Genomic DNA, 17872 nt, shown 5'->3' on the forward strand with positions numbered 1-17872 from the left:
TGCTGGGGGCGACACCCCCCCCCACCCCCGCCACTGTGGGTGCGTCCAGCGCACCCAACGCCACATTGGGGCGCTTCTAGGCTTCTTGTGCCCGGGTGACGAACGGCGCCGGGTCGGCCAGGACGCGGTGGATGACGCGGCCGGCGGCCCCGAGCGTGGCCGCGTCGCCGCCGAGGCGGGAGGCCGTCAGGTACGGGGGCGTGCCGCGCAGGCCGCCGAGGCGCTTGGACAGGACCTCCGACACCGGCCCGGACAACCACGGGTACAGCTGCGTGAACACCCCGCCCAGCACGATGCGGTCAAGGTCCAGCAGGTTCACCGCCGACGTCAAGGCGATGCCGAGCGCTCGCCCGGCCGCCGCGCACGCCGCCAGCGCCGTCTCGTCGCCGCGCTCGAGAGCGGCCAGCAACGCCGGGACCGAGGCCGCCTTCCCCGCCGCCAGCAAGGCTTCCTGCCCGGCGTAGGTCTCCAGGCAGCCACTGCCGCCACACCGGCACGGCGCTCCCTCCGGGGCGACCACCACGTGCCCCAGCTCGCCGGCCAGGCCCGTCGCGCCCGAATACAGCACGCCGCCGACCACCAAGCCCGCGCCGATGCCGATTTCCCCCGACACGTAGAGGAAGTCGCGTTCGCCGTCGCCGTACCAGAGCTCGCCCAGCGCCGCGAGGTTCGCCTCGTTGTCGAGCTCGACCGGGATCGGCAGGCGCAGCAGGTCGGCCGGGCGGACGTCCTGCCAGCCGAGGTTGGGCGCGCTGAACAGCACGCCGTCGCCGACCGGGCCGGACACCGCCAGCACCGCGCCCGCCGCCTCCAGCCCCAGCCGGTGTGCCTCGGCGAGGGCCTCCGAAGCCAGCTCCTGCAGCTCTCCCAGCACCTTCTTGGGCCGTGCGCCACGGTTGTCGCGATCGCGGCGGACGGCGACCCGGACCGCGCCGGTCAGGTCGAGCACGCGCACCGCGAGGTAGTCGACGTTGATCTCCAGCCCCAGCGACGCCACCCGCGCCCCGCTCAGCACGACCTCGACGCCGGGCCGGCCGCGTTCGCCCGCCCGCGCGGGGCCCGTCTCGGCGAGCAGGCCAGCCTCCACCAGGTCGCCGACCAGCTTCGAGACGGTCGACTTGGTCAGGCCGGTGACCTCGGCGAGCGCGGCCCGGGTGAGCGGGCCACCGCGGCCGACCGCGCCGAGCACGACCTCGAGGTTGCGGGCGCGCATCTCCTCGTGCCGCACGGCCTGCGTCATCGTGTCCTCCCGCGAAGCACTGTAACCCCGGCCTCTTGACGCCGGGGACCCCCGCGGCGCATATTTAGTCTACAACGTGAACTAAATGAAGGGACAGTCATGAGCGACTACGCTCCCCAGCCGGCCGACAAGTTCACCTTCGGCCTCTGGACCGTGGGCTGGCCCGCCAACGACCCGTTCGGCGTCGCGACGCGGGCGCCGCTGGACCCGGTCGAGAGCGTGCACCGGCTCGCCGAGCTGGGCGCCTACGGCGTGACCTTCCACGACGACGACCTGCTGGCCACCGAGCCGGACCGCGACAAGGCGATCGAGCGCTTCCGCAAGGCGCTCGCCGAAACCGGCCTCAAGGTCCCGATGGCCACCACGAACCTGTTCACCCACCCGGTGTTCAAGGACGGCGGCCTGACCAGCAACGACCGGGACGTCCGCCGGTACGCGCTGCGGAAGGTGCGCCGCAACCTCGACCTGGCGGCCGAGCTGGGCGCCGAGACCTACGTCGTCTGGGGCGGCCGCGAAGGCGCCGAGTCCGACGCGGCGAAGGACGTCCGCGCGGCGCTGGACCGCTACAAGGAAGGCCTCGACCTGCTCGCCGACTACGTCGTCGAAAAGGGCTACAACCTGCGGTTCGCCCTGGAGCCCAAGCCGAACGAGCCGCGCGGTGACATCCTGCTGCCGACGATCGGGCACGCGCTGGGCTTCATCTCGCAGCTCGCGCGGCCGGAGCTGTTCGGGCTCAACCCGGAGGTCGGCCACGAGCAGATGGCCGGGCTGAACTTCGTGCACGGCATCTCGCAGGCGCTGTGGCAGGGCAAGCTGTTCCACATCGACCTCAACGGCCAGCACGGCCCGAAGTACGACCAGGACCTGATCTTCGGCCACGGCGACCTGAAGAGCGCATTCTTCCTGGTCGACCTGCTGGAGAACGGCGGCTACGAGGGCCCGCGGCACTTCGACTACAAGCCGCTGCGCACCGAGGACGCCGCGGACGTCTGGGTGTCCGCGGCCGCGAACATGCGGACGTACCTGATCCTCAAGGAGAAGTCGGCGGCGTTCCGGGCCGACCCGGAGGTCGTCGAGGCCCTCGCCGCGTCGCGGGTCCCGGACCTCTCGACGCCGACACTCGCCCCGGGCGAGACGTTCGACGACGTCCTGAACGACGAGTTCGACCTCGACGCGGCGGCCGCGCGCGGCTACCACTTCACCCGGCTCAACCAGCTCGCCCTGGAGCACCTGCTCGGCGTGCGCTGACCGGCCGCTACGCCGCGGGAAGCACTCCCGCGGCGTAGCGGATCGCGCCCAGCAGGAGCGCGCGGAACGCCGGATCGGCGTACGACTCGCTCGTGTGGCCGAGTCCGGTGTAGAACGCCCGGCCCCGCCCCTGTGGGTGACACCAGGTGATCGGGTGGTCCGCGCCCATCCCGCCACCGGTGTAGCTGGACTCGTCCAGCGTCTGCAGGACGTGCACCCGGCCACGCGGGTTGGTGCGGAAGTCGTACAGCTCGTCGGTCCGGGTCCACACCGGCGGCAGGTGGGCGGTCGCCGGGTGGGTGCCGTCTTCGGTGACGAACCGGGCCTGCTGGATCTCCGGGTGCGTCTCGAACCAGGCGCCCACCAGCTCCCCGTACCAGGGCCAGTCGTAACCCGTGTCGGCCGCCGCGTGGACGCCGACGTACCCGCCCCCACCCTCTACATAGGACTCGAACACCGTCCGCTGCGCCGCGTCCAGGACTTCCCCGCTGGTCGAGAGGAACACCACCACGTCGTACGCGGCCGGGGTGAACGCGTCCTCGGTCGCCGTGACTTCGAAGCCGTGCGCCGAGCCCAGGTCCCGGATCGCCCGGATCCCGGCCGGGATCGAGTCGTGGCGATACGTCATCGTCTTGGAGAACACCAGCACCTGCACAGGGAACCTCTTCACTCGGCGGGAACGGCGGCGGCCAGCAGGAGGTCCTTGACCTCGGTGGCGTGGATCTTCTCGCGGGCGAACGCCGGGTCCGAGCACAGCAGCACGGGCCCGTCCTCGGGCGCGTCGGGCAGCCGCCCGTGGCTGCCGCGCACCGGAGCCGGATCGAGCGGCACGACCTGCATCGAGTACCGCAGGCCGAGCTTCTTGCGGGCCAGCGCGGCCGCCGCCTTCAGCTTGACCTTCGGGTCGCGCGGGTCGAAGAACAGCTCGGCCGGGTCGTAGCCGGGCTTGCGGTGGATCTCGACGGTCTTCGCGAAGTCCGGCGCGCGGTCGTCGCTGAGCCAGTAGTAGTAGGTGAACCACGCGTCCGGCTCGGCGATCGCGACCAGCTCGCCCGCGCGTTCGTGGTCGACGCCGAACCCGGCCTGGCCTTCCCGGTCCAGGACGACGTCCACCCCGGACAGCCCGGCGACGATGTCCCGCACCCGCGCGAGGTCCGCCGGATCGGCGACGTAGACGTGCGCGACCTGGTGGTCGGCGACCGCGAACGCCCGGGACGTCCACGGGTCCAGGTACTCCATGCCTGCCTGCACGTACACGGAGAGCAGGCCTTCGCGCCGCAGCGCCCGGTTGATGTCGACCGGCCGGCTCGCGTTCGTGATGCCGTATTCCGACAGCGCGACGACGGTGTGCCCGCCCGCGGCCGCTTGGTCGAGCAGCGGCTGCAGGGCCGTGTCGAGTTCCCGGGCCGCCGCCGCGGCCTCGGGTGCGTCGGGGCCGAAGCGCTGCAGGTCGTAGTCGAGGTGCGGGAGGTAGACGAGCGTGGTGTCCGGCTTGTCCTCGGCCACGATCTTCTGCGCCGCGGCGATGATCCACCGCGACGACGTGATCGACGCCGTCGGGCCCCAGTAGGTGAAGAGCGGGAACTCGCCGAGGGTTCCGACCAGGCGGTCGTGCAGCTGCGGCGGGTGCGTGTAGCAGTCCGGGGACTTCTTGCCGTCGGCGTGGTAGATCGGCCGCGGGGTCACCGTGAGGTCGGTGGCCGCGCCCATCGCGTACCACCAGCAGACGTTCGCGACCCGGTGGCCGGGCTGCGCGCGGCGGGCCGCGTCCCAGAGTTTGTCCCCCTGCACCAGCTTGTTGTGCTGGCGCCACAGGAACACCTCGCCGAGTTCGCGGAAGTACCAGCCGTTGCCGACGATCCCGTGCCCGGCCGGGGTGCGCCCGGTGAGGAACGTCGACTGCACCGGGCAGGTGACCGCCGGGAACACCGTGTCCAGCTGCGCGGTGAAGCCCGGCTCGGCCGTCTTGCGCAGGTTCGGCAGGTGCGGGAGCAGCCGCGGGGTGAGCCCGACGACGTCGAGGACGAGCAAACTCATGCGGACACCTCTTCCAGGCCCAGGGTGGTCAGTTCCCGCCGGGTCCAGTCCAGCTCGGCCGCGATGCCCGCGACCAGCCCGGCGTCGTCGGCGGGTGCGTCCGGGAGCACCTGCCAGGTGTAGGTCTCGGCTTCGACGTGGTCGGTGCGCGCGGCCGCGCCGCCGAACAGCTCGGCCAGGGTGGCCGCCAGCACCGGCCGGGTGGACGTCAGCGGCGGCGCCGGGTCGGCGTGCAGCGGAACGTGGAAGTGCACCCGCCACGGCCGCTTTCCGGGTAGCGCGCCGGCCAGCGCGAGGTCGAGGTCGTCGGCTCCGGGTGGGGTTCCTTCGGTGCTCTGGTGCAGGAACCGGGGCTCCGCGAACGAGGCCAACGCCGTCCGCGTGACGGGATCGGCCGGATCCGCAGCCTCCAGCGCGGCCGACGCCTGCAGCTTGACGACGTCCAGCCCGGCCGCCTCCAGCCGTCCCAGAGCGGCGGCCGGGTCTTCGAACCCGACCGCGAGGTGGCAGGTGTCGAGGCAGACGCCGAGCCGGTCCTTGTCCACTTCGGACAGCAGCGACGCGGCCTGCGCGGTCGTCTCGATGATGCAGCCGGGTTCCGGCTCGAACGCCACCCGCACCGGCCGGTCCTGCGCGGCGAGCCCCTTGGCGAGGGCGTCGAGCTGCCCGTCGTCGCCCCGCCACTCCGTGCGCCAGCCGAGCGGCAGGGTCGACACGCTACCGCGCACGGCGTCGTCCGGCATCAGCTCGCCGAGCAGCCGCGCGAGGTCCAGGGTGTACCGGGTCCGCTCGGGCGTCGACCAGTCCGGGCGGTACACCTTGTGCTTGACGACCGGGTCGTGGAAGCCCTGGTAGGGGAACCCGTTGAAGGTGACGACCTCCAGGCCGCGCGCCGCCAGCTCGCGTCGCAGGCGGGCCACCGCGCCCGGGTCGGCGGCCAGCTCGGTGGCCACCGGCCGGGCCAGCCACAGGCCGAGCCCGAGCCGGGCCACACCCAGGCGCTCGCGGACCGGCTCGCCGAAGCGGGCCAGCTGGGCGAGCACGCCGTCGAGGTCTTCGGCCTGGTGGACGTTGGTGCAGTAGGCGAGGTGGACCAGCGTGCCGTCCCGGTGGCGGAACCTCACTTGCGCGCCCCCCGCAGGATCGAGTTGCCCGCGAACTCGGCTTCCGGAGGCACTTCGTCCAGCGACAGCCGCCCGCTCTGGCCGTAGAACTCGACGGGGTTGCGCCACAGCACCCGGTCGACGTCGTCCTCGGTGAACCCGGCGGCCAGCATCGCGTCGCCGGTTTTGCGGGTCTTGAGCGGGTCGCTCTTGCCCCAGTCCGCGGCCGAGTTCACCAGCACGCGCTCGGTGCCGTACTCCTGCAGGATCGCGACCATCCGATCCTCGTCCATCTTCGTGTCCGGGTAGATGGAGAAGCCCAGCCAGCAGCCGGAGTCCTTGGCCATCGCCACGGTCAGCTCGTTGAGGTGGTCGAGCACCACGCGCTCCGGCGCGATCCCCGACTCGCGGACGACGGCGATGCTCCGCTCGGTCCCGGCCGCCTTGTCGCGGTGCGGGGTGTGGACCAGGGCCGGCAGGTCGTGGGCGATCGCCAGGGCGAGCTGCGCGGCGAACGCCTTGTCCTCCTCCGCGGTCATCGAGTCGTAGCCGATCTCGCCGACCGCGACCACGCCGTCCTTCTCCAGGTACCGCGGCAGGAGTTCGAGCACCGGGACGCAGCGCGGGTCGTTGGCCTCCTTGGGGTTGAGCGCGATCGTGCAGTGGTGGGCGATGCCGAACTGGCTCGCGCGGAACGGCTCCCAGCCGACCAGGGCGTCGAAGTAGTCGGTGAAGCTGCCGACGCCGGTGCGCGGCTGGCCCAGCCAGAACGCCGGTTCGACCAGCGCCCGGACGCCGGCGGCGTGCATGGCCGCGTAGTCGTCGGTGGTCCGCGAGCTCATGTGGATGTGGGGGTCGAAGATGCGCATCAGCCGTCCTGTTCGTTCAGCAGGGTGCGGAGATCGGCGGGGACTTCGCGGCCGGCCGCGGTGCGTTCGGCGGCGAAGGCCCGCAGCATGCGGAGCAGTTCTTCGTCGGTCCGGCGCTCCAGGCCGGCCACGGCGGCCAGGGGGATGCCCATGAAGACGCACTTGAGGACGCCGTGGCGGTAGGCGGCGTCGCCGAGGTGGGTGGCGGCGTACTCGCCCATCGCCGCGGCCACCAGGCGGGTGTCGTTGGTGCGCAGCGCGTCCGCGACCAGCTCGATCCCGGCGTCTCCGGTGTCCACAACGGACAGTCCATCGAGGACCGCGCGCTTTTCGGCCGCGTCGCCGTAGCGGTAGAGCTCGGGCATCTGCGCGGCGGCGCCGGGTGCCGCCTTGAGCAGCTCCACCCGGGCCGTGTCCGCCGCCGTCCGGCCGACCCGGCGCCCGGCGGCGGGGAACACCGTCTGCAACGCCTTCGCGTCGGCGGCGACGTCGGAAAGCGCCTTTTCCAGCCAGGCGTTCACGCGGTCACCGCCTTCCGCAGGAACTCCAGGGACTCGCGGGCGATCCTCGGGGCCGCGTGGCTGTCCCGCGGCAGTTCGACGGCGACGAGGCCGGAGTACGGCTCGAGGGCGGCCAGGACCGGCGGGAAGTCGATCTCGCCGCGCCCGAACTCCAGGTGCTCGTGCGTGCCGCGGCGCATGTCGTCGATCTGGACGTTCACCAGCCGCGGCAGCGCCCGGCGGACGCAGTCGGGCACGGACGCGGACTCGGTGCACCGGCAGTGCCCGATGTCCAGCGTCAGCCCGAACCGGTCCGGGTCGCCGAGCCTTGCCGACAGCTCGAAGTACCCGTCGAGATCCTCGACGAGCATGCCGGGCTCGGGTTCGAAGCCGAGCCGGACGTCGTGCTCGTCGGCGGCCTTCAGCACCTCGGCGCACCCGTCGACCAGGTACGCCCAGGCCTGCTCGCGTTCGAGGTCCGCCGGTTTGTTGCCGCTCCAGAAGGAGACCGCTTCGGCACCGAGGTCCGCGGCGATCTTCACCGCCCGCGTCAGGAACTCGACGCGGCGCGCGCGGTCGGGGTCGAGGAACGTCGGCGAGTGCTTGCGCCAGGGGTCCAGCAGGAACCGCGCGCCGGTCTCGATGACGACGGCGAGGCCGAGCCGGTCCAGGTCGGCGGCGACGTCGGCGACCCGGCGGGCGAGGTCCGGCCCGAACGGGTCCAGGTGCTGGTGGTCGAGGGTGAGCGCGACGCCGTCGTACCCGAGGTCGGCCAGCACGCGCAGGGCGTCGGGGAGGCGGTGGTTGGCGAAGCCGTTGCTGCCGTACCCGAACCTCATGTCGGCGACACCTTCCGGCCCAGCACCCGCGCGACCGGGAACGCGGCGGCCACGGCGAGCGCCGACCGCCACGCGCCGGCGCGGGCGATCAACCCGGCCTGCAGCGGGATCATGCCGTGGATACCGGCCCCGACCGCCCGCCGGATCTTGCGCGCGGCCGGGTCGCGGACGGCGTCGTACTGCGCGCCGCCGGTGGTCACGGCGTACGTCCCGAGCAGCGCCGAGGACAGCAGGCCACCCCGGCCGGCGGCGACCCCCACGCCGGCCGTCGCGACCAGGGTGGCCGCGGGCAGCGCGGGCCCGGCACCGTCCACTTCAGACCGTGACAGCGTTGTCACGGCGTAGGTGTGCGCGCCGACGGTCAACGCCGCGGGCAGCGCGGGTCTGCTCCCGCCCGCGCCGAGCAGGACGTCGAGGGTGCGGGCGGCGGCCATCGCGGCCGGGCCCAGCACGGTGTTCTTGAGCGCGAAGTCGTAGGCCCACACGGTCGCGGCCAGCGGCAGGGCGACCCGCAGGGCCCGCCGTCCCCCGGCGGCCGCGGCGATGGCCAGCCCGCCCGCGGTCAGCCCGGTGGCGACGCCCAGCGCGGTCCCCGGCGCGACCCGGCCCGACGGGATCGGCCGCTCGGGCCGTTCGACGGCGTCGAGATCGCGGTCGGCGTAGTCGTTGAGCGCCATGCCCGCCCAGTAGAGGCAGACCGAAGCACCGGTCAGGGCGAGCGTGCGGCGGCCGAACGGCCAGCCCGCCGCGGCGGCCCCGGCGACGGCGTCCCCGGGAACGGTCAGCGCGGCGGGTGCGCGGACGAGCTCGACCAGCGCCTTCACCGGTGCGCCCAGTCGCGCAGGGCGGCGTACTGCGACGCCAGGTCGTGCGGGCCGTCGCCGACGGGATCCTTGAAGAAGAAGCCGAACTCGGCAACCGGCCCGGCCACGCCGTCACGGCACGCCTTGCCGGTCAGCCGGGCGAGGTCGAGCACCAGCGGCGCGGCGAGCGCCGAGTCGCAGCCTTGCCAGGTCAATTGCAGCGTCATGCGCGCGCCGAGGAAGCCTTCGAACAGCACGTGGTCCCAGGCGGTCTTCCAGTCGCCGAGGGCCGGGACGTAGTCGATGTGCACCTCGCCGTCGACCGGGTGCCCGAGGTTCTGCGCCAGCACCTGCTGTTTGGACGCGTTCTTGCTCGCCGCGGCCGCGGGGTCGGCCAGCGTGGCGCCGTCCCCGCCGCCGAGCAGGTTCGTGCCCGACCAGGCGAGGACGTTCAGCCCGCGCTGCGCGAACATCGGCGCGAGGACGGACCGCAGCAGCGTCTCACCGGTCTTGCCGTCCCGGCCCGCGTACGGCTGCCCGGTGGCGCGGGCGAGTTCGTCGAGGGCCGGCAGCCGCGCACCGGTGGACGGGGTGAAGTCGACAAAGCCACAACCCGCGCGGAAGGCGGCGTAGGCGTAGAGCGCACTCGGCGGCAGCGTGTCGAGCTCGGTCTCGAGGGCGGCCAGGGAAGCGTGCGCGGGCTGCGGTGGACACGGCGGTTCAGTGGAGGCGACGTTGAGGACGACGACGTGGTCCAGCCCCCGGCGGAACTCGGTCAGGTCGGCGACCACCTGCTCGACCGCGTCGCGCCCGCCCCCGGACGGCGCGGGCCGCAGCCGGGCCTCGGCCACGTCGAGCTCGGCGGCGACGGCACCGGGCAGAGCGGCCGGCAGCACCCCGGCGGAGGCCAGGTGTTCGGCCCGTTTGAGCAGCGGCGTGTCCACCACGTCGTGGCCCCCGAAGACGAGGTCCCCCAGGCCGGGTAGCGCGGCCCCGGCGAAGTCCGGCAGGTCGGTCACGCAGCCGGCGCGCGAGGCGAGCCCCGCCCGCAGCGCGGCCGCTCCGGCGACGGCGGTGGTGGCCACCGAGCCGCGGGCCCCGATCAGCCAGACACCGAGCTTCCCCATGGTTCCTCCAGTTCCCGGTCCAGCCCGCACCGGTCCTGGCGCGGGTCCACAGCGAGATCACGCGCCGGCCATGTCCCCGGCCGGCGCGGCGGTACTGGGTTTCCTTGAGCGACAAGAACTTCACGGCTCGACGCCGTCAGCCCCCATTTGCACGATACCGGCAGAAACGCCCATACCGGCCGCGCCGCACGGACAACATGGCGGACAGAGCGCCCCCATCCGGGCGAATTGCGGTGAGCCGGATCGGTTCCGCCGCAGCGGTTAGGCCATTCGAGATCACGGTCAGGCGGAAGCAGGACTCGCAGAACCGGGCGCCTTTCAGCGCGGTACCGCCCGTCGGGCGAGCACCGCCACTCGGGCTCGCCGCGGGCGAGCCTTATCAGTTCCGCTACAGCGGTTACGCCATTCGAGATCACCGCCAGGCGGAAGCACGTCTCGCAGAAACCGAGCGCCTTCCAGCGCGTAGCGTGCGTCTAGCGCGTGCCACCGCCGCAACCCCATACCGACCCGAGTCCGCGGACAACATGACGGACAGAGTGCCGCCGACCAGGCTCACCGCGGGCGAGCCTTGTCAGTTCCGCTACAGCGGTTACGCCATTCGAGATCACCGCCAGGCGGAAGCACGTCTCGCAGAAACCGAGCGCCTTCCAGCGCGTGGCGTGCGTCGGGCGCGCGCCACCGCCGCAACGCCCATCACGGGCGAGCCCCGTCAGGCCGAGGCGGCCCCGCGGAAACTCAACGCACCGAGCGCCCCCACCAGCGGGGCCAGCTCCGGCCGTGTCTCCGCCTCGCCGAGCGCCTCCGCCAGCGCCGCGTCGTGCGTCGGACGCGCCGCCGTCAGCAGTGCCTGGCCCGCCGGCGTCACCTCCGTGTAGATCCCCCGGCGGTCGTCCGCGCACAGGTACCGGGCCAGCAACCCCCGGCCCTCCAGCCGGGCCACCAGCCGCGTCGTTGCGGACTGGCTGAGGACCACCGCGTTCGCCAACTGATTCATCCTCAGGTGGAAGCCGTCCTGGCGGGCCAGGACGTCCAAGACCGTGTACTCGCTCACCGACAGCTCGTGGTCGCGCTCGAGCGCGCGCTGCAGGCGGTCCTCGATGCGCGCGTGGAGCGCGGCCAGCGTTCGCCAGCCCTGCGCGCGTGCTTCGACGGCGTCGTCGTCCAGTGACACGGTTCACCCCTTCCCGGCTTGCGCAGACTGGCCGGCAAGTCGCAAGCTTGTGCAATAACCCGCGTGTGCAACTATCTCGGACGCTTGTAGTTGCCAACGCTCTCAGTCTACTCCGGGAAGAAGGAAGTTCCATGCCCGCCGCTCTGCTCGCACTGGCGATCAGCGCTTTCGGGATCGGCACCACCGAGTTCGTGATCATGGGCCTGCTGCCCGAGGTCGCGGCCGATTTCGGCGTCTCGATCCCGTCCGCAGGCCTGCTCATCTCCGGCTACGCGCTCGGCGTCGTCGTCGGTGCTCCCCTGCTCACCGCGCTGGCCTCGCGCGTGCCGCGCAAGACCGTGCTGGTCGCCCTGATGGGCCTGTTCATCGCCGGCAACGTGCTCTCCGCACTCGCCCCGAGTTACGGCCTGCTGATGACCGGCCGGGTCGTCGCCGCGCTGAGCCATGGTGCGTTCTTCGGCGTCGGCTCGGTCGTCGCCGCATCGCTGGTCGCCCCGGCCAAGCAGGCCGGCGCCATCGCGCTGATGTTCACCGGGCTGACCGTGGCGAACGTCCTCGGCGTGCCCGCCGGCACCGCGCTCGGCCAGGCCTTCGGCTGGCGCTCGACGTTCTGGGTGGTCAGCGCGCTCGGCGTCGCCGGCGCGATCGGCATCCTGACGCTGGTGCCGCACCAGGAACCCGAGCCCGGCGCCGGCCTGCGCGGCGAGCTGGCCGTGTTCCGCCGCCCGCAGGTGTGGCTCGCGCTGGTGATGACCGCGCTCGGCTTCGCCGGGGTGTTCGCGTCCTTCACCTACATCGCCCCGATGATGACCGAGGTCGCGGGCTTCTCCGGCGGCGCCGTCACCTGGCTGCTCGTGCTCTTCGGCGTCGGCCTGTTCGCCGGCAACCTGCTCGGCGGCAAGGCCGCGGACCGCGAGCTGATGCCCAGCCTCTACGTCATCCTCACCGCCCTGGCGCTCGTGCTGGTCGCGTTCGTGTTCACCGCGCACGCGAAGGTGCCCGCGGCGATCACGATCGCGCTGTTCGGCGCGGCCGGCTTCGCCACCGTGCCGCCGCTGCAGGCCCGCGTGCTGGCCAAGGCCGAGGGCGCCCCGGCACTGGCGTCGGCGGCGAACATCGCCGCGTTCAACCTCGGCAACGCCGGTGGCGCGTGGCTCGGCGGCCAGGCCATCGACGCCGGCCTCGGCTACACCGCCCCCAACTGGATCGGCGCCGGGCTCGCCGCGGCGGGCCTCGCCGTGGCGCTCGTCTCCGGACTGCTCGACCGCCGGAATCCGGCTAGTTTCGCAGCCGGGGAACGGGTACTCGCCCGATGAACCACCCACCGAAAGGACCCCTCGTGACCAGCGTGCCCGTCATCGAACTCACCAACGGCGTGCGGATGCCGCAGCTCGGCTACGGCGTGTTCCAGGTCCCGGACGACGAGACCGCCACCGCCGTCAAGGCCGCCCTCGACGCGGGCTACCGCAGCATCGACACCGCGGCCGTCTACGGCAACGAAAAGGGTGTCGGCCAGGCGATCGCCGAGTCCGGCCTCGCCCGCGACGAACTGTTCGTCACCACCAAGCTGTGGAACTCGGCCCAGGGCTACGACTCGACGCTCAAGGCGTTCGACGAGAGCATGACCAAGCTCGGCCTGGAGCAGCTGGACCTCTACCTGATCCACTGGCCGACCCCGGCGCGCGACAAGTACCTCGACACCTGGAAGGCGTTCGAGAAGCTGCACGCCGACGGCCGGGTCCGCGCGATCGGCGTCTCCAACTTCCAGCCGTCGCACCTCGAGCGCCTGCTCGACGCCGCCGACGTCGCTCCCGCGGTCAACCAGGTCGAACTGCACCCGTACCTGCAGCAGCGCGAGCTCCGCGAGTTCGACGCGAAGCACGGCATCGCGACCGAGGCGTGGAGCCCGCTCGCCAAGGGCGGCAGCCTGCTCGGCGACCCGGTGATCGCGGAACTCGCGGTGAAGCACAGCCGCACGCCCGCGCAGATCGTGCTGCGCTGGCACCTGCAGCTGGGCAACGTCGTGATCCCGAAGTCGGTGACGCCCTCCCGGATCGAGGAGAACTTCGACCTGTTCGGGTTCACCCTCACGGAGGAGGAGATGGAGTCCCTGACCCCGCTGGACCGCGGCGAGCGCACCGGCCCGGACCCCGACACCTTCAACGCCGCCTGACCCCTGCGGCCGCCTCGGGGGACACGTCCCCGAGGCGGCCGGCCACGGCGGTTACCGCACGACGGCCCACAGTTCCCACGACCAGGTCGTGGGCCGGCACTCGAACCGGACGAACCCGCCGGTCTGCACGTACCACTGGCCGTCGGCGTAGCACTCGTACTCGTAGGCCGCGCCGTAGCTCCACTGGTACTTCAGGATCTGGCTGTCCCCCGCGCTGGCCGGCGGCGCGAACACGACCGTCGACGCCAGCGCGCCCATGACGGCGGCGGCTGCGAGCTTCTTCTTCACTTGTCTGTCCCCCGGTTCTCTCTGAACACGTACCAGGGACAAACAATCATGAACCGGGCACGTTTGTCCGCCGAACGGGGGAATTGGTCACTGCTTGCGGGCGACCCCGCCCAGCGTCAGGAAGTTGAGTTCGCCCAGCGGGTGCAGCCGCGGGCCGTCCGGCCACCATTCGTGCAGGTAGACCAGCCCGGGCCGGAGCAGCTCGGTGCCTTCGAAGAAGCCCGCGATCTGGTCCCGGTTGCGGTAGACGCTGCCCAGGCCGGTGCCCTGGAAGCTGGTCTCCAGCAGCCGCGCGAGCTCCTGGCGCGGGGAGTCCTCTTCCGGGTCGAAGTTGTGCGTGAGCAGCAGGAACGACCCGGGCGCGAGCGCGGCCACGTACTCCGCGACGATCGACTTCGCGCGGTCGTAGTCGTCGATGTGGTGCACGATCGAGGTGAGGATCAGCGCCACCGGCCGGGTGAAGTCGAGGTACTCCTTGACGACCTCGTCGGCGAGGGTCTCGGCCGGCCGCGTCAGGTCGGCGCCGGTCACGTGGGTCAGGTAGTTCTCTTCGAGCAGCGCCCGGCCGTGCACCTGCACGACCGGGTCGTTGTCGACGTACACCACTTGCGCGTCCGGGTTGTACCGCTGCGCCACCTCGTGGGTGTTCTCCGCGGTCGGCATGCCGGAACCCAGGTCGAGGAACTGGTCGATGCCACGTTTGCCGGCCAGGAACCGCACCGCGCGCACCAGCCAGTCCCGGTGTTCCTTCGCCATCGCCCGCGCGCCGGGCGCGATGGCCAGCAGCCGCCGCATGGCCTCGCGGTCCACTTCGTAGTGGTCGTGCCCGCCGAGGAGCGCGTCGGACAACCGGGCCAGGCTCGCCTTGCTGAAATCGAGGGCGGCCGCACCGCCCTCGGTTCCGGACCGCAGGTCGCCAGGCGTCATCGGCTGCTCTCCCACTCTGCGCGTGGTGGCGGCACCCCTGCCCGGGCTTCGCTCACCGTGTCCGGCAACGGACAGTGCTCAGATTACGACATGGGGTGCACCAAGTGAACCGGGCACAAGGGCCTTGCCTGCCAGGGACAACGACCCGATCGGGGGGCCACCCGGCCCGGAGATCGTTACGGGAAACGCAGTTCCCGCCACGTGCGTCCCCCATCCGTGGTCCGGTACACCGCGGCCCCGCCGAAGGCGTCCGGCTGCCCGTCGACGACGACTCCCGTGCCGCCGCCGGGGAAGTCGAGATCGGTCAACGCGAAGCCCCGGTCCGGCAGCTCCAGCGTCGTCCACGTACGGCCGCCGTCCGCCGTGTGGTGCAGGAACCCCACCCCGCCGCCGATGGCCGCGACCGTCGCCGACTTCGGCGAGGCCGCCGCGAAGCCCTGGTTGATGCCCGCGAACGGCACCGCGTCGTCCCCGCTGAACCGCGCGCCCAGCTGCGGGGCGTGGCGCAGCTGCCGCTCCATCGAACCCGGCTGCGGCGAGCCCGGGCTGCCGCTGCACAACGCCACCACCCGGCGCTCGCGGACACCCGCGAGCGAGGCCACCTGCCCGTCCGGGCACGGCGGCTCCGCCGGGGTGAACCGGGCGCCGTCGCGGGAGGTCCAGTACCGCGCGGTGCCGTAGTCCGCGCCGAGCGCCACCTGCAGGCCGCCGCCGATCGCCAGGTCGCCGTAGGTGAGACCGCCGGTGACCTCGAACCCCGGCACCGGGACCAGCACCGGCGAACCGGCGGCCCCCGAGTACAACCGGGTCGAGCCGCGGCCCTCGCCGTAGCTGGTCAGCATGGCGAAGACGCGGCCGCCGGTTTCGGCGATCTTCGAGAGGTAGTACGGCTCCCGCGCCCCGGCCAGGGTGACCGGCCGCCAGCTGGCCCCGCCGTCGCGGGTCGCGAGCACGTGGACGCCGTCTTCGACATACGCGACGCGGTCACCGAAGAACCGCAGCGCCACGTGGTTGTGGTTGTCCGGCAGCGACATCGGCGGCGCGCCCAGCCGCCGCCAGTGCCGCCCGGCGTCGCTCGTGCCCAGGAGCGCCGGGCACCACGCCTGCGCGCACGGCGAATACCCCAGGACGTACCCGGTGTCCGGCCCGGTCCAGCTCGTCGAGGCCGGTTGGAATCCGGGCGGGATCACCGGTTCCGCGCTCGCGGGCGAGGCGAACGCGGTCAGGAGGGCGAGGACGGACACCAGCAGCGCACATCTCATGATCACCTGACGCCCCGCGCCCGGCGATGGTTGCCCAGCACGGGACGGTTGCGCCGCCCGGCTCAGCGCCGTGCGGCCAGCCGGGCGTCGAGCTCGGCGAGGTCGGCCACGAACCAGACGTCCTTGCCGCGGTTCGATTCCCGCACGACGTCGCGGAACGCGGTGCTCGCTGCGACGTGCGAGCGGACATCGCCGAGGAGCACCAGCCGGTAGCCGTACTGGACGATCTTGGAGAAGAAGTGCCCGATGAGCTTTTCGTGCATGTCGAAGAACCGGGCCGGGAACCGCTCGACCGGCACGACGAGGACGTCGACACCGCGGCCGTAGGTGGCGCCGATCAGGTCGAGGGCGTCCTGCTCGGTGCACAGGTCGGGTCCTTCGGCGGGCTCGAACCACACCCCGTCGATCACGATCGCTTCCCTTCCAAGAACGTGGTGGCCAGGGCGGCCCAGCCCGGCAGGAAGTGCCCGGCGTCCTCGGCCAGCCGGACGTCGGCGTCCGGGAGGGCCTGCCGCAGGTTCGCCGCCGCGTCCCGCTGGTCGAGGAGGACGTCCCGCGCCCCGAACTGCGCCTGCACCGGCATCACCAGTTCCCGCAGGCGGTCGACCGGGAACACCGGGATCGCCCCCAGCCGCGGTTTGAAGTGCTCGAACGTCGCCAGGGTGAACTCGCCGACCGCGCGCCGTCCCGGGTCGGGCGGGCTGCCCTGGGCGACCATGGCCAGCGACCGGCGGCGGCCCCAGTCGCCGAGAAGGCTGTAGGCGGCGAACTTCAGCAGCGGCGCGGTCCGGCGCCGGCCGAGCCCGGACGGGTTGACCAGCGCCAGCGCGGCGACCCGCTCGGGACGGCGGAGCGCGTAGTCCAGCGCCCACCAGCCGCCCAGCGAGGTGCCGAGGAACGCCGCGCGCGGCAGTTCGAGCCCGTCGAGGACGTCGTCGAGCCACTCGGCGTACGCGGGCGACCCGAGCGCGGGCCGCGCCTCGACGGTGCGGCCCGGCTCGCCGGGCGCGTCGACCGCGTACACCCGCAGCCGCCCGGCCAACGTGGCGATGTCCGGCAGCCAGTGCGCGGCGGTGCCGCCGGACCCCTGCAGCGCGACGACCGGTGGCGCGTCCACCGGACCGGACACCACGGCGAAGGTGTCCCCCAGCCGAGTGGCCGGCGTGCGGCGCTCGGACGGCACCGGCCAGCGGTCCAGCAGCGTGTCGTAGCGTTCGCGGACCGCGGCCGCCCCGGCCGCCGACCGGTAGATCGCGGTCACGTCAGGTTCTCCGCGATCGAGGCGACCCACCGCAGCAGGTCGGCCCCGGCCGCCAGGTCGCCGAGCACGATGATCTTCATGGTGGCGCGCTCCCCGTCGTAGATGGTTTCGACACGCAGAGGCCGCTCGCCCTCGTCACGCGGCCCGTTCACCGAGGCCACGACCATGGTCGTGATGCGGTCGGCGCCCGCCCGGTCGACGCCGGCGAGCTCGACGACCCCCGACAGCTCCGCGACCGGGCCCGCGGCCCGCTCTGCGACCGGCAGCCCGGTGAAGGCCGCGAGGTCCTCGGCCGTGATCCGGTACTGCTTTCCGATCCGGACGGCCTTCAGCCGCCCGTCCCGTACGTAGTTCCGGACCGTCCGGACGTGCAGGCCGAGCTTCGCGGCGACCTGTTCGACGGAGTAGACGTCCTGCGCCATGACCCTCCTCGCGTTCCTCAAACTACCCTATCACTCTCCTCAATAGGGAAGTTTGAGGAGTATGCGGTTCGCTCACCCGGGTGACGGGTATTCCGAGGTGTTGTTCCTGCCCACGCAGATACGTCCACATCGGACAGTCGAAGGGACGCCGACGATGCCGTATCACCCGCCCCCGGAGCCGTACGGAACGCCGTACGAGCCCGCCCCCACCGAAGAGATCGTCGAGCGCACCCACCCGCGCCTCCGGGTCGTGCGCACGATCAACGCCCTGATCCACCTGGTCTGCGCGGTGTTCGCGCTGGTCCTGGCCGTGCACATCGTGCTGGTGCTGGGCGGGGCGAACTCGGCCAACGGCTTCGCGCACCTGATCTCGGAGTGGTCGGCGGGCGTTTCGCTCGGCCTGCGGAACCTCTTCACACCGGACTCGGAGGGGCTGCGGACGTTCCTCAACGACGGCCTCGCCGCCGTCCTCTGGCTGATCATCGGCGCCATCCTGACCGACGTCATCGCCCGGATCGGCGCGCCCGGCCCGCGGCGCGTCTGGTACCGGCGCAGCTACCGCTGAGCCACGAAGAAGGCCTCCCCGGTACGCCGGGGAGGCC

The 17872-nt window shown here is 72.5% G+C and carries 20 protein-coding genes; 4 read left to right on the plus strand and 16 right to left on the minus strand.

Annotated elements, in window-relative coordinates; all coding sequences use genetic code 11:
• Positions 1 to 76 precede the first annotated feature (76 nt).
• Entirely contained in the window at positions 77 to 1240 is a 1164-nt protein-coding gene (locus ACWEVN_RS36405) for an ROK family transcriptional regulator (protein ID WP_452054300.1), read from the minus strand.
• 99 nt (positions 1241 to 1339) lie between these two features.
• On the opposite strand from ACWEVN_RS36405, the gene xylA reads away from it, so the two are divergent.
• Positions 1340 to 2488 carry a xylose isomerase gene (gene xylA, locus ACWEVN_RS36410; protein ID WP_449679738.1) on the plus strand — a complete coding sequence of 383 codons (1149 nt, stop codon included), beginning with the start codon at positions 1340 to 1342 and terminating at the stop codon, positions 2486 to 2488.
• 7 nt (positions 2489 to 2495) lie between these two features.
• Here xylA and ACWEVN_RS36415 read toward each other — a convergent pair whose 3' ends face one another.
• From ACWEVN_RS36415 to ACWEVN_RS36455, 9 genes are all read right to left on the minus strand, one after another.
• Positions 2496 to 3137, minus strand: a complete 642-nt coding sequence (locus ACWEVN_RS36415) for a ThuA domain-containing protein (protein ID WP_452054301.1) — start codon at positions 3135 to 3137, stop codon at positions 2496 to 2498.
• Between the two features lie 17 nt (positions 3138 to 3154).
• Positions 3155 to 4525, minus strand: a complete 1371-nt coding sequence (locus tag ACWEVN_RS36420; protein WP_452054302.1) for an alkaline phosphatase family protein — start codon at positions 4523 to 4525, stop codon at positions 3155 to 3157.
• A complete protein-coding gene (gene eboE, locus ACWEVN_RS36425; RefSeq protein WP_452054303.1) occupies positions 4522 to 5649 on the minus strand; it encodes a metabolite traffic protein EboE in 1128 nt (375 codons plus the stop codon). Before eboE ends, ACWEVN_RS36420 begins: the two co-directional genes overlap by 4 nt.
• On the minus strand, positions 5646 to 6497 hold the full coding sequence (locus ACWEVN_RS36430; protein WP_449686508.1) for a TatD family hydrolase: 852 nt from the start codon (positions 6495 to 6497) through the stop codon (positions 5646 to 5648). The genes eboE and ACWEVN_RS36430 overlap by 4 nt, the downstream gene beginning before the upstream one ends.
• On the minus strand, positions 6497 to 7018 hold the full coding sequence (locus tag ACWEVN_RS36435) for an EboA domain-containing protein (RefSeq protein ID WP_452054304.1): 522 nt from the start codon (positions 7016 to 7018) through the stop codon (positions 6497 to 6499). Before ACWEVN_RS36435 ends, ACWEVN_RS36430 begins: the two co-directional genes overlap by 1 nt.
• On the minus strand, positions 7015 to 7836 hold the full coding sequence (locus ACWEVN_RS36440) for a sugar phosphate isomerase/epimerase family protein (RefSeq protein WP_452054305.1): 822 nt from the start codon (positions 7834 to 7836) through the stop codon (positions 7015 to 7017). Before ACWEVN_RS36440 ends, ACWEVN_RS36435 begins: the two co-directional genes overlap by 4 nt.
• Positions 7833 to 8660, minus strand: a complete 828-nt coding sequence (locus ACWEVN_RS36445) for an SCO3242 family prenyltransferase (RefSeq protein WP_452054306.1) — start codon at positions 8658 to 8660, stop codon at positions 7833 to 7835. The genes ACWEVN_RS36440 and ACWEVN_RS36445 overlap by 4 nt, the downstream gene beginning before the upstream one ends.
• Positions 8657 to 9766, minus strand: a complete 1110-nt coding sequence (locus ACWEVN_RS36450) for an inositol-3-phosphate synthase (RefSeq protein ID WP_452054307.1) — start codon at positions 9764 to 9766, stop codon at positions 8657 to 8659. The genes ACWEVN_RS36445 and ACWEVN_RS36450 overlap by 4 nt, the downstream gene beginning before the upstream one ends.
• A gap of 709 nt (positions 9767 to 10475) precedes the next feature.
• Positions 10476 to 10937, minus strand: a complete 462-nt coding sequence (locus tag ACWEVN_RS36455) for a MarR family winged helix-turn-helix transcriptional regulator (RefSeq protein ID WP_449686503.1) — start codon at positions 10935 to 10937, stop codon at positions 10476 to 10478.
• A 131-nt stretch (positions 10938 to 11068) separates the two neighbouring features.
• On the opposite strand from ACWEVN_RS36455, the gene ACWEVN_RS36460 reads away from it, so the two are divergent.
• Entirely contained in the window at positions 11069 to 12253 is a 1185-nt protein-coding gene (locus ACWEVN_RS36460; RefSeq protein ID WP_452054308.1) for an MFS transporter, read from the plus strand.
• Positions 12254 to 12276: 23 nt separating this feature from the next.
• Positions 12277 to 13110 (plus strand): aldo/keto reductase, encoded by an 834-nt coding sequence (locus ACWEVN_RS36465; protein ID WP_452054309.1) that lies wholly within the window; start codon positions 12277 to 12279, stop codon positions 13108 to 13110.
• 51 nt (positions 13111 to 13161) lie between these two features.
• Here ACWEVN_RS36465 and ACWEVN_RS36470 read toward each other — a convergent pair whose 3' ends face one another.
• The 6 genes from ACWEVN_RS36470 to ACWEVN_RS36495 form a co-directional block, all read right to left on the minus strand.
• A complete protein-coding gene (locus ACWEVN_RS36470; RefSeq protein ID WP_449686500.1) occupies positions 13162 to 13398 on the minus strand; it encodes a hypothetical protein in 237 nt (78 codons plus the stop codon).
• 87 nt (positions 13399 to 13485) lie between these two features.
• Positions 13486 to 14325, minus strand: a complete 840-nt coding sequence (locus ACWEVN_RS36475; protein ID WP_310972204.1) for an SAM-dependent methyltransferase — start codon at positions 14323 to 14325, stop codon at positions 13486 to 13488.
• A 176-nt stretch (positions 14326 to 14501) separates the two neighbouring features.
• Entirely contained in the window at positions 14502 to 15587 is a 1086-nt protein-coding gene (locus tag ACWEVN_RS36480; protein ID WP_452054314.1) for a hypothetical protein, read from the minus strand.
• Between the two features lie 62 nt (positions 15588 to 15649).
• Complete coding sequence (locus tag ACWEVN_RS36485; protein ID WP_452054310.1) at positions 15650 to 15997, minus strand: DUF4180 domain-containing protein; 348 nt, start codon at positions 15995 to 15997, stop codon at positions 15650 to 15652.
• Positions 15994 to 16848, minus strand: coding sequence for an alpha/beta fold hydrolase (locus ACWEVN_RS36490; protein ID WP_452054311.1), 855 nt, complete (start codon positions 16846 to 16848; stop codon positions 15994 to 15996). Before ACWEVN_RS36490 ends, ACWEVN_RS36485 begins: the two co-directional genes overlap by 4 nt.
• Positions 16845 to 17270 carry a helix-turn-helix domain-containing protein gene (locus ACWEVN_RS36495; RefSeq protein ID WP_452054312.1) on the minus strand — a complete coding sequence of 142 codons (426 nt, stop codon included), beginning with the start codon at positions 17268 to 17270 and terminating at the stop codon, positions 16845 to 16847. The genes ACWEVN_RS36490 and ACWEVN_RS36495 overlap by 4 nt, the downstream gene beginning before the upstream one ends.
• Positions 17271 to 17424: 154 nt before the next feature.
• Between ACWEVN_RS36495 and ACWEVN_RS36500 the strand changes: the two genes are divergently transcribed.
• Positions 17425 to 17835: a hypothetical protein gene (locus ACWEVN_RS36500; RefSeq protein WP_452054313.1), complete on the plus strand. Its 411-nt coding sequence runs from the start codon at positions 17425 to 17427 to the stop codon at positions 17833 to 17835.
• Positions 17836 to 17872: the final 37 nt, after the last annotated feature.

The organism is Amycolatopsis sp. NPDC003861, assembly GCF_053605405.1.

Excerpts from the sequence above, each read along its gene's own strand:
- ACWEVN_RS36405 (WP_452054300.1), bottom strand. The coding sequence starts at position 1,240 with ATGACGCAGGCCGTGCGGCACGAGGAGATGCGCGCCCGCAACCTCGAG.
- xylA (WP_449679738.1), top strand. The coding sequence starts at position 1,340 with ATGAGCGACTACGCTCCCCAGCCGGCCGACAAGTTCACCTTCGGCCTC.
- ACWEVN_RS36420 (WP_452054302.1), bottom strand. The coding sequence starts at position 4,525 with ATGAGTTTGCTCGTCCTCGACGTCGTCGGGCTCACCCCGCGGCTGCTC.
- ACWEVN_RS36430 (WP_449686508.1), bottom strand. The coding sequence starts at position 6,497 with ATGCGCATCTTCGACCCCCACATCCACATGAGCTCGCGGACCACCGAC.
- ACWEVN_RS36440 (WP_452054305.1), bottom strand. The coding sequence starts at position 7,836 with ATGAGGTTCGGGTACGGCAGCAACGGCTTCGCCAACCACCGCCTCCCC.
- ACWEVN_RS36450 (WP_452054307.1), bottom strand. The coding sequence starts at position 9,766 with ATGGGGAAGCTCGGTGTCTGGCTGATCGGGGCCCGCGGCTCGGTGGCC.
- ACWEVN_RS36460 (WP_452054308.1), top strand. The coding sequence starts at position 11,069 with ATGCCCGCCGCTCTGCTCGCACTGGCGATCAGCGCTTTCGGGATCGGC.
- ACWEVN_RS36475 (WP_310972204.1), bottom strand. The coding sequence starts at position 14,325 with ATGACGCCTGGCGACCTGCGGTCCGGAACCGAGGGCGGTGCGGCCGCC.
- ACWEVN_RS36480 (WP_452054314.1), bottom strand. The coding sequence starts at position 15,587 with ATGAGATGTGCGCTGCTGGTGTCCGTCCTCGCCCTCCTGACCGCGTTC.
- ACWEVN_RS36495 (WP_452054312.1), bottom strand. The coding sequence starts at position 17,270 with ATGGCGCAGGACGTCTACTCCGTCGAACAGGTCGCCGCGAAGCTCGGC.
- ACWEVN_RS36500 (WP_452054313.1), top strand. The coding sequence starts at position 17,425 with ATGCCGTATCACCCGCCCCCGGAGCCGTACGGAACGCCGTACGAGCCC.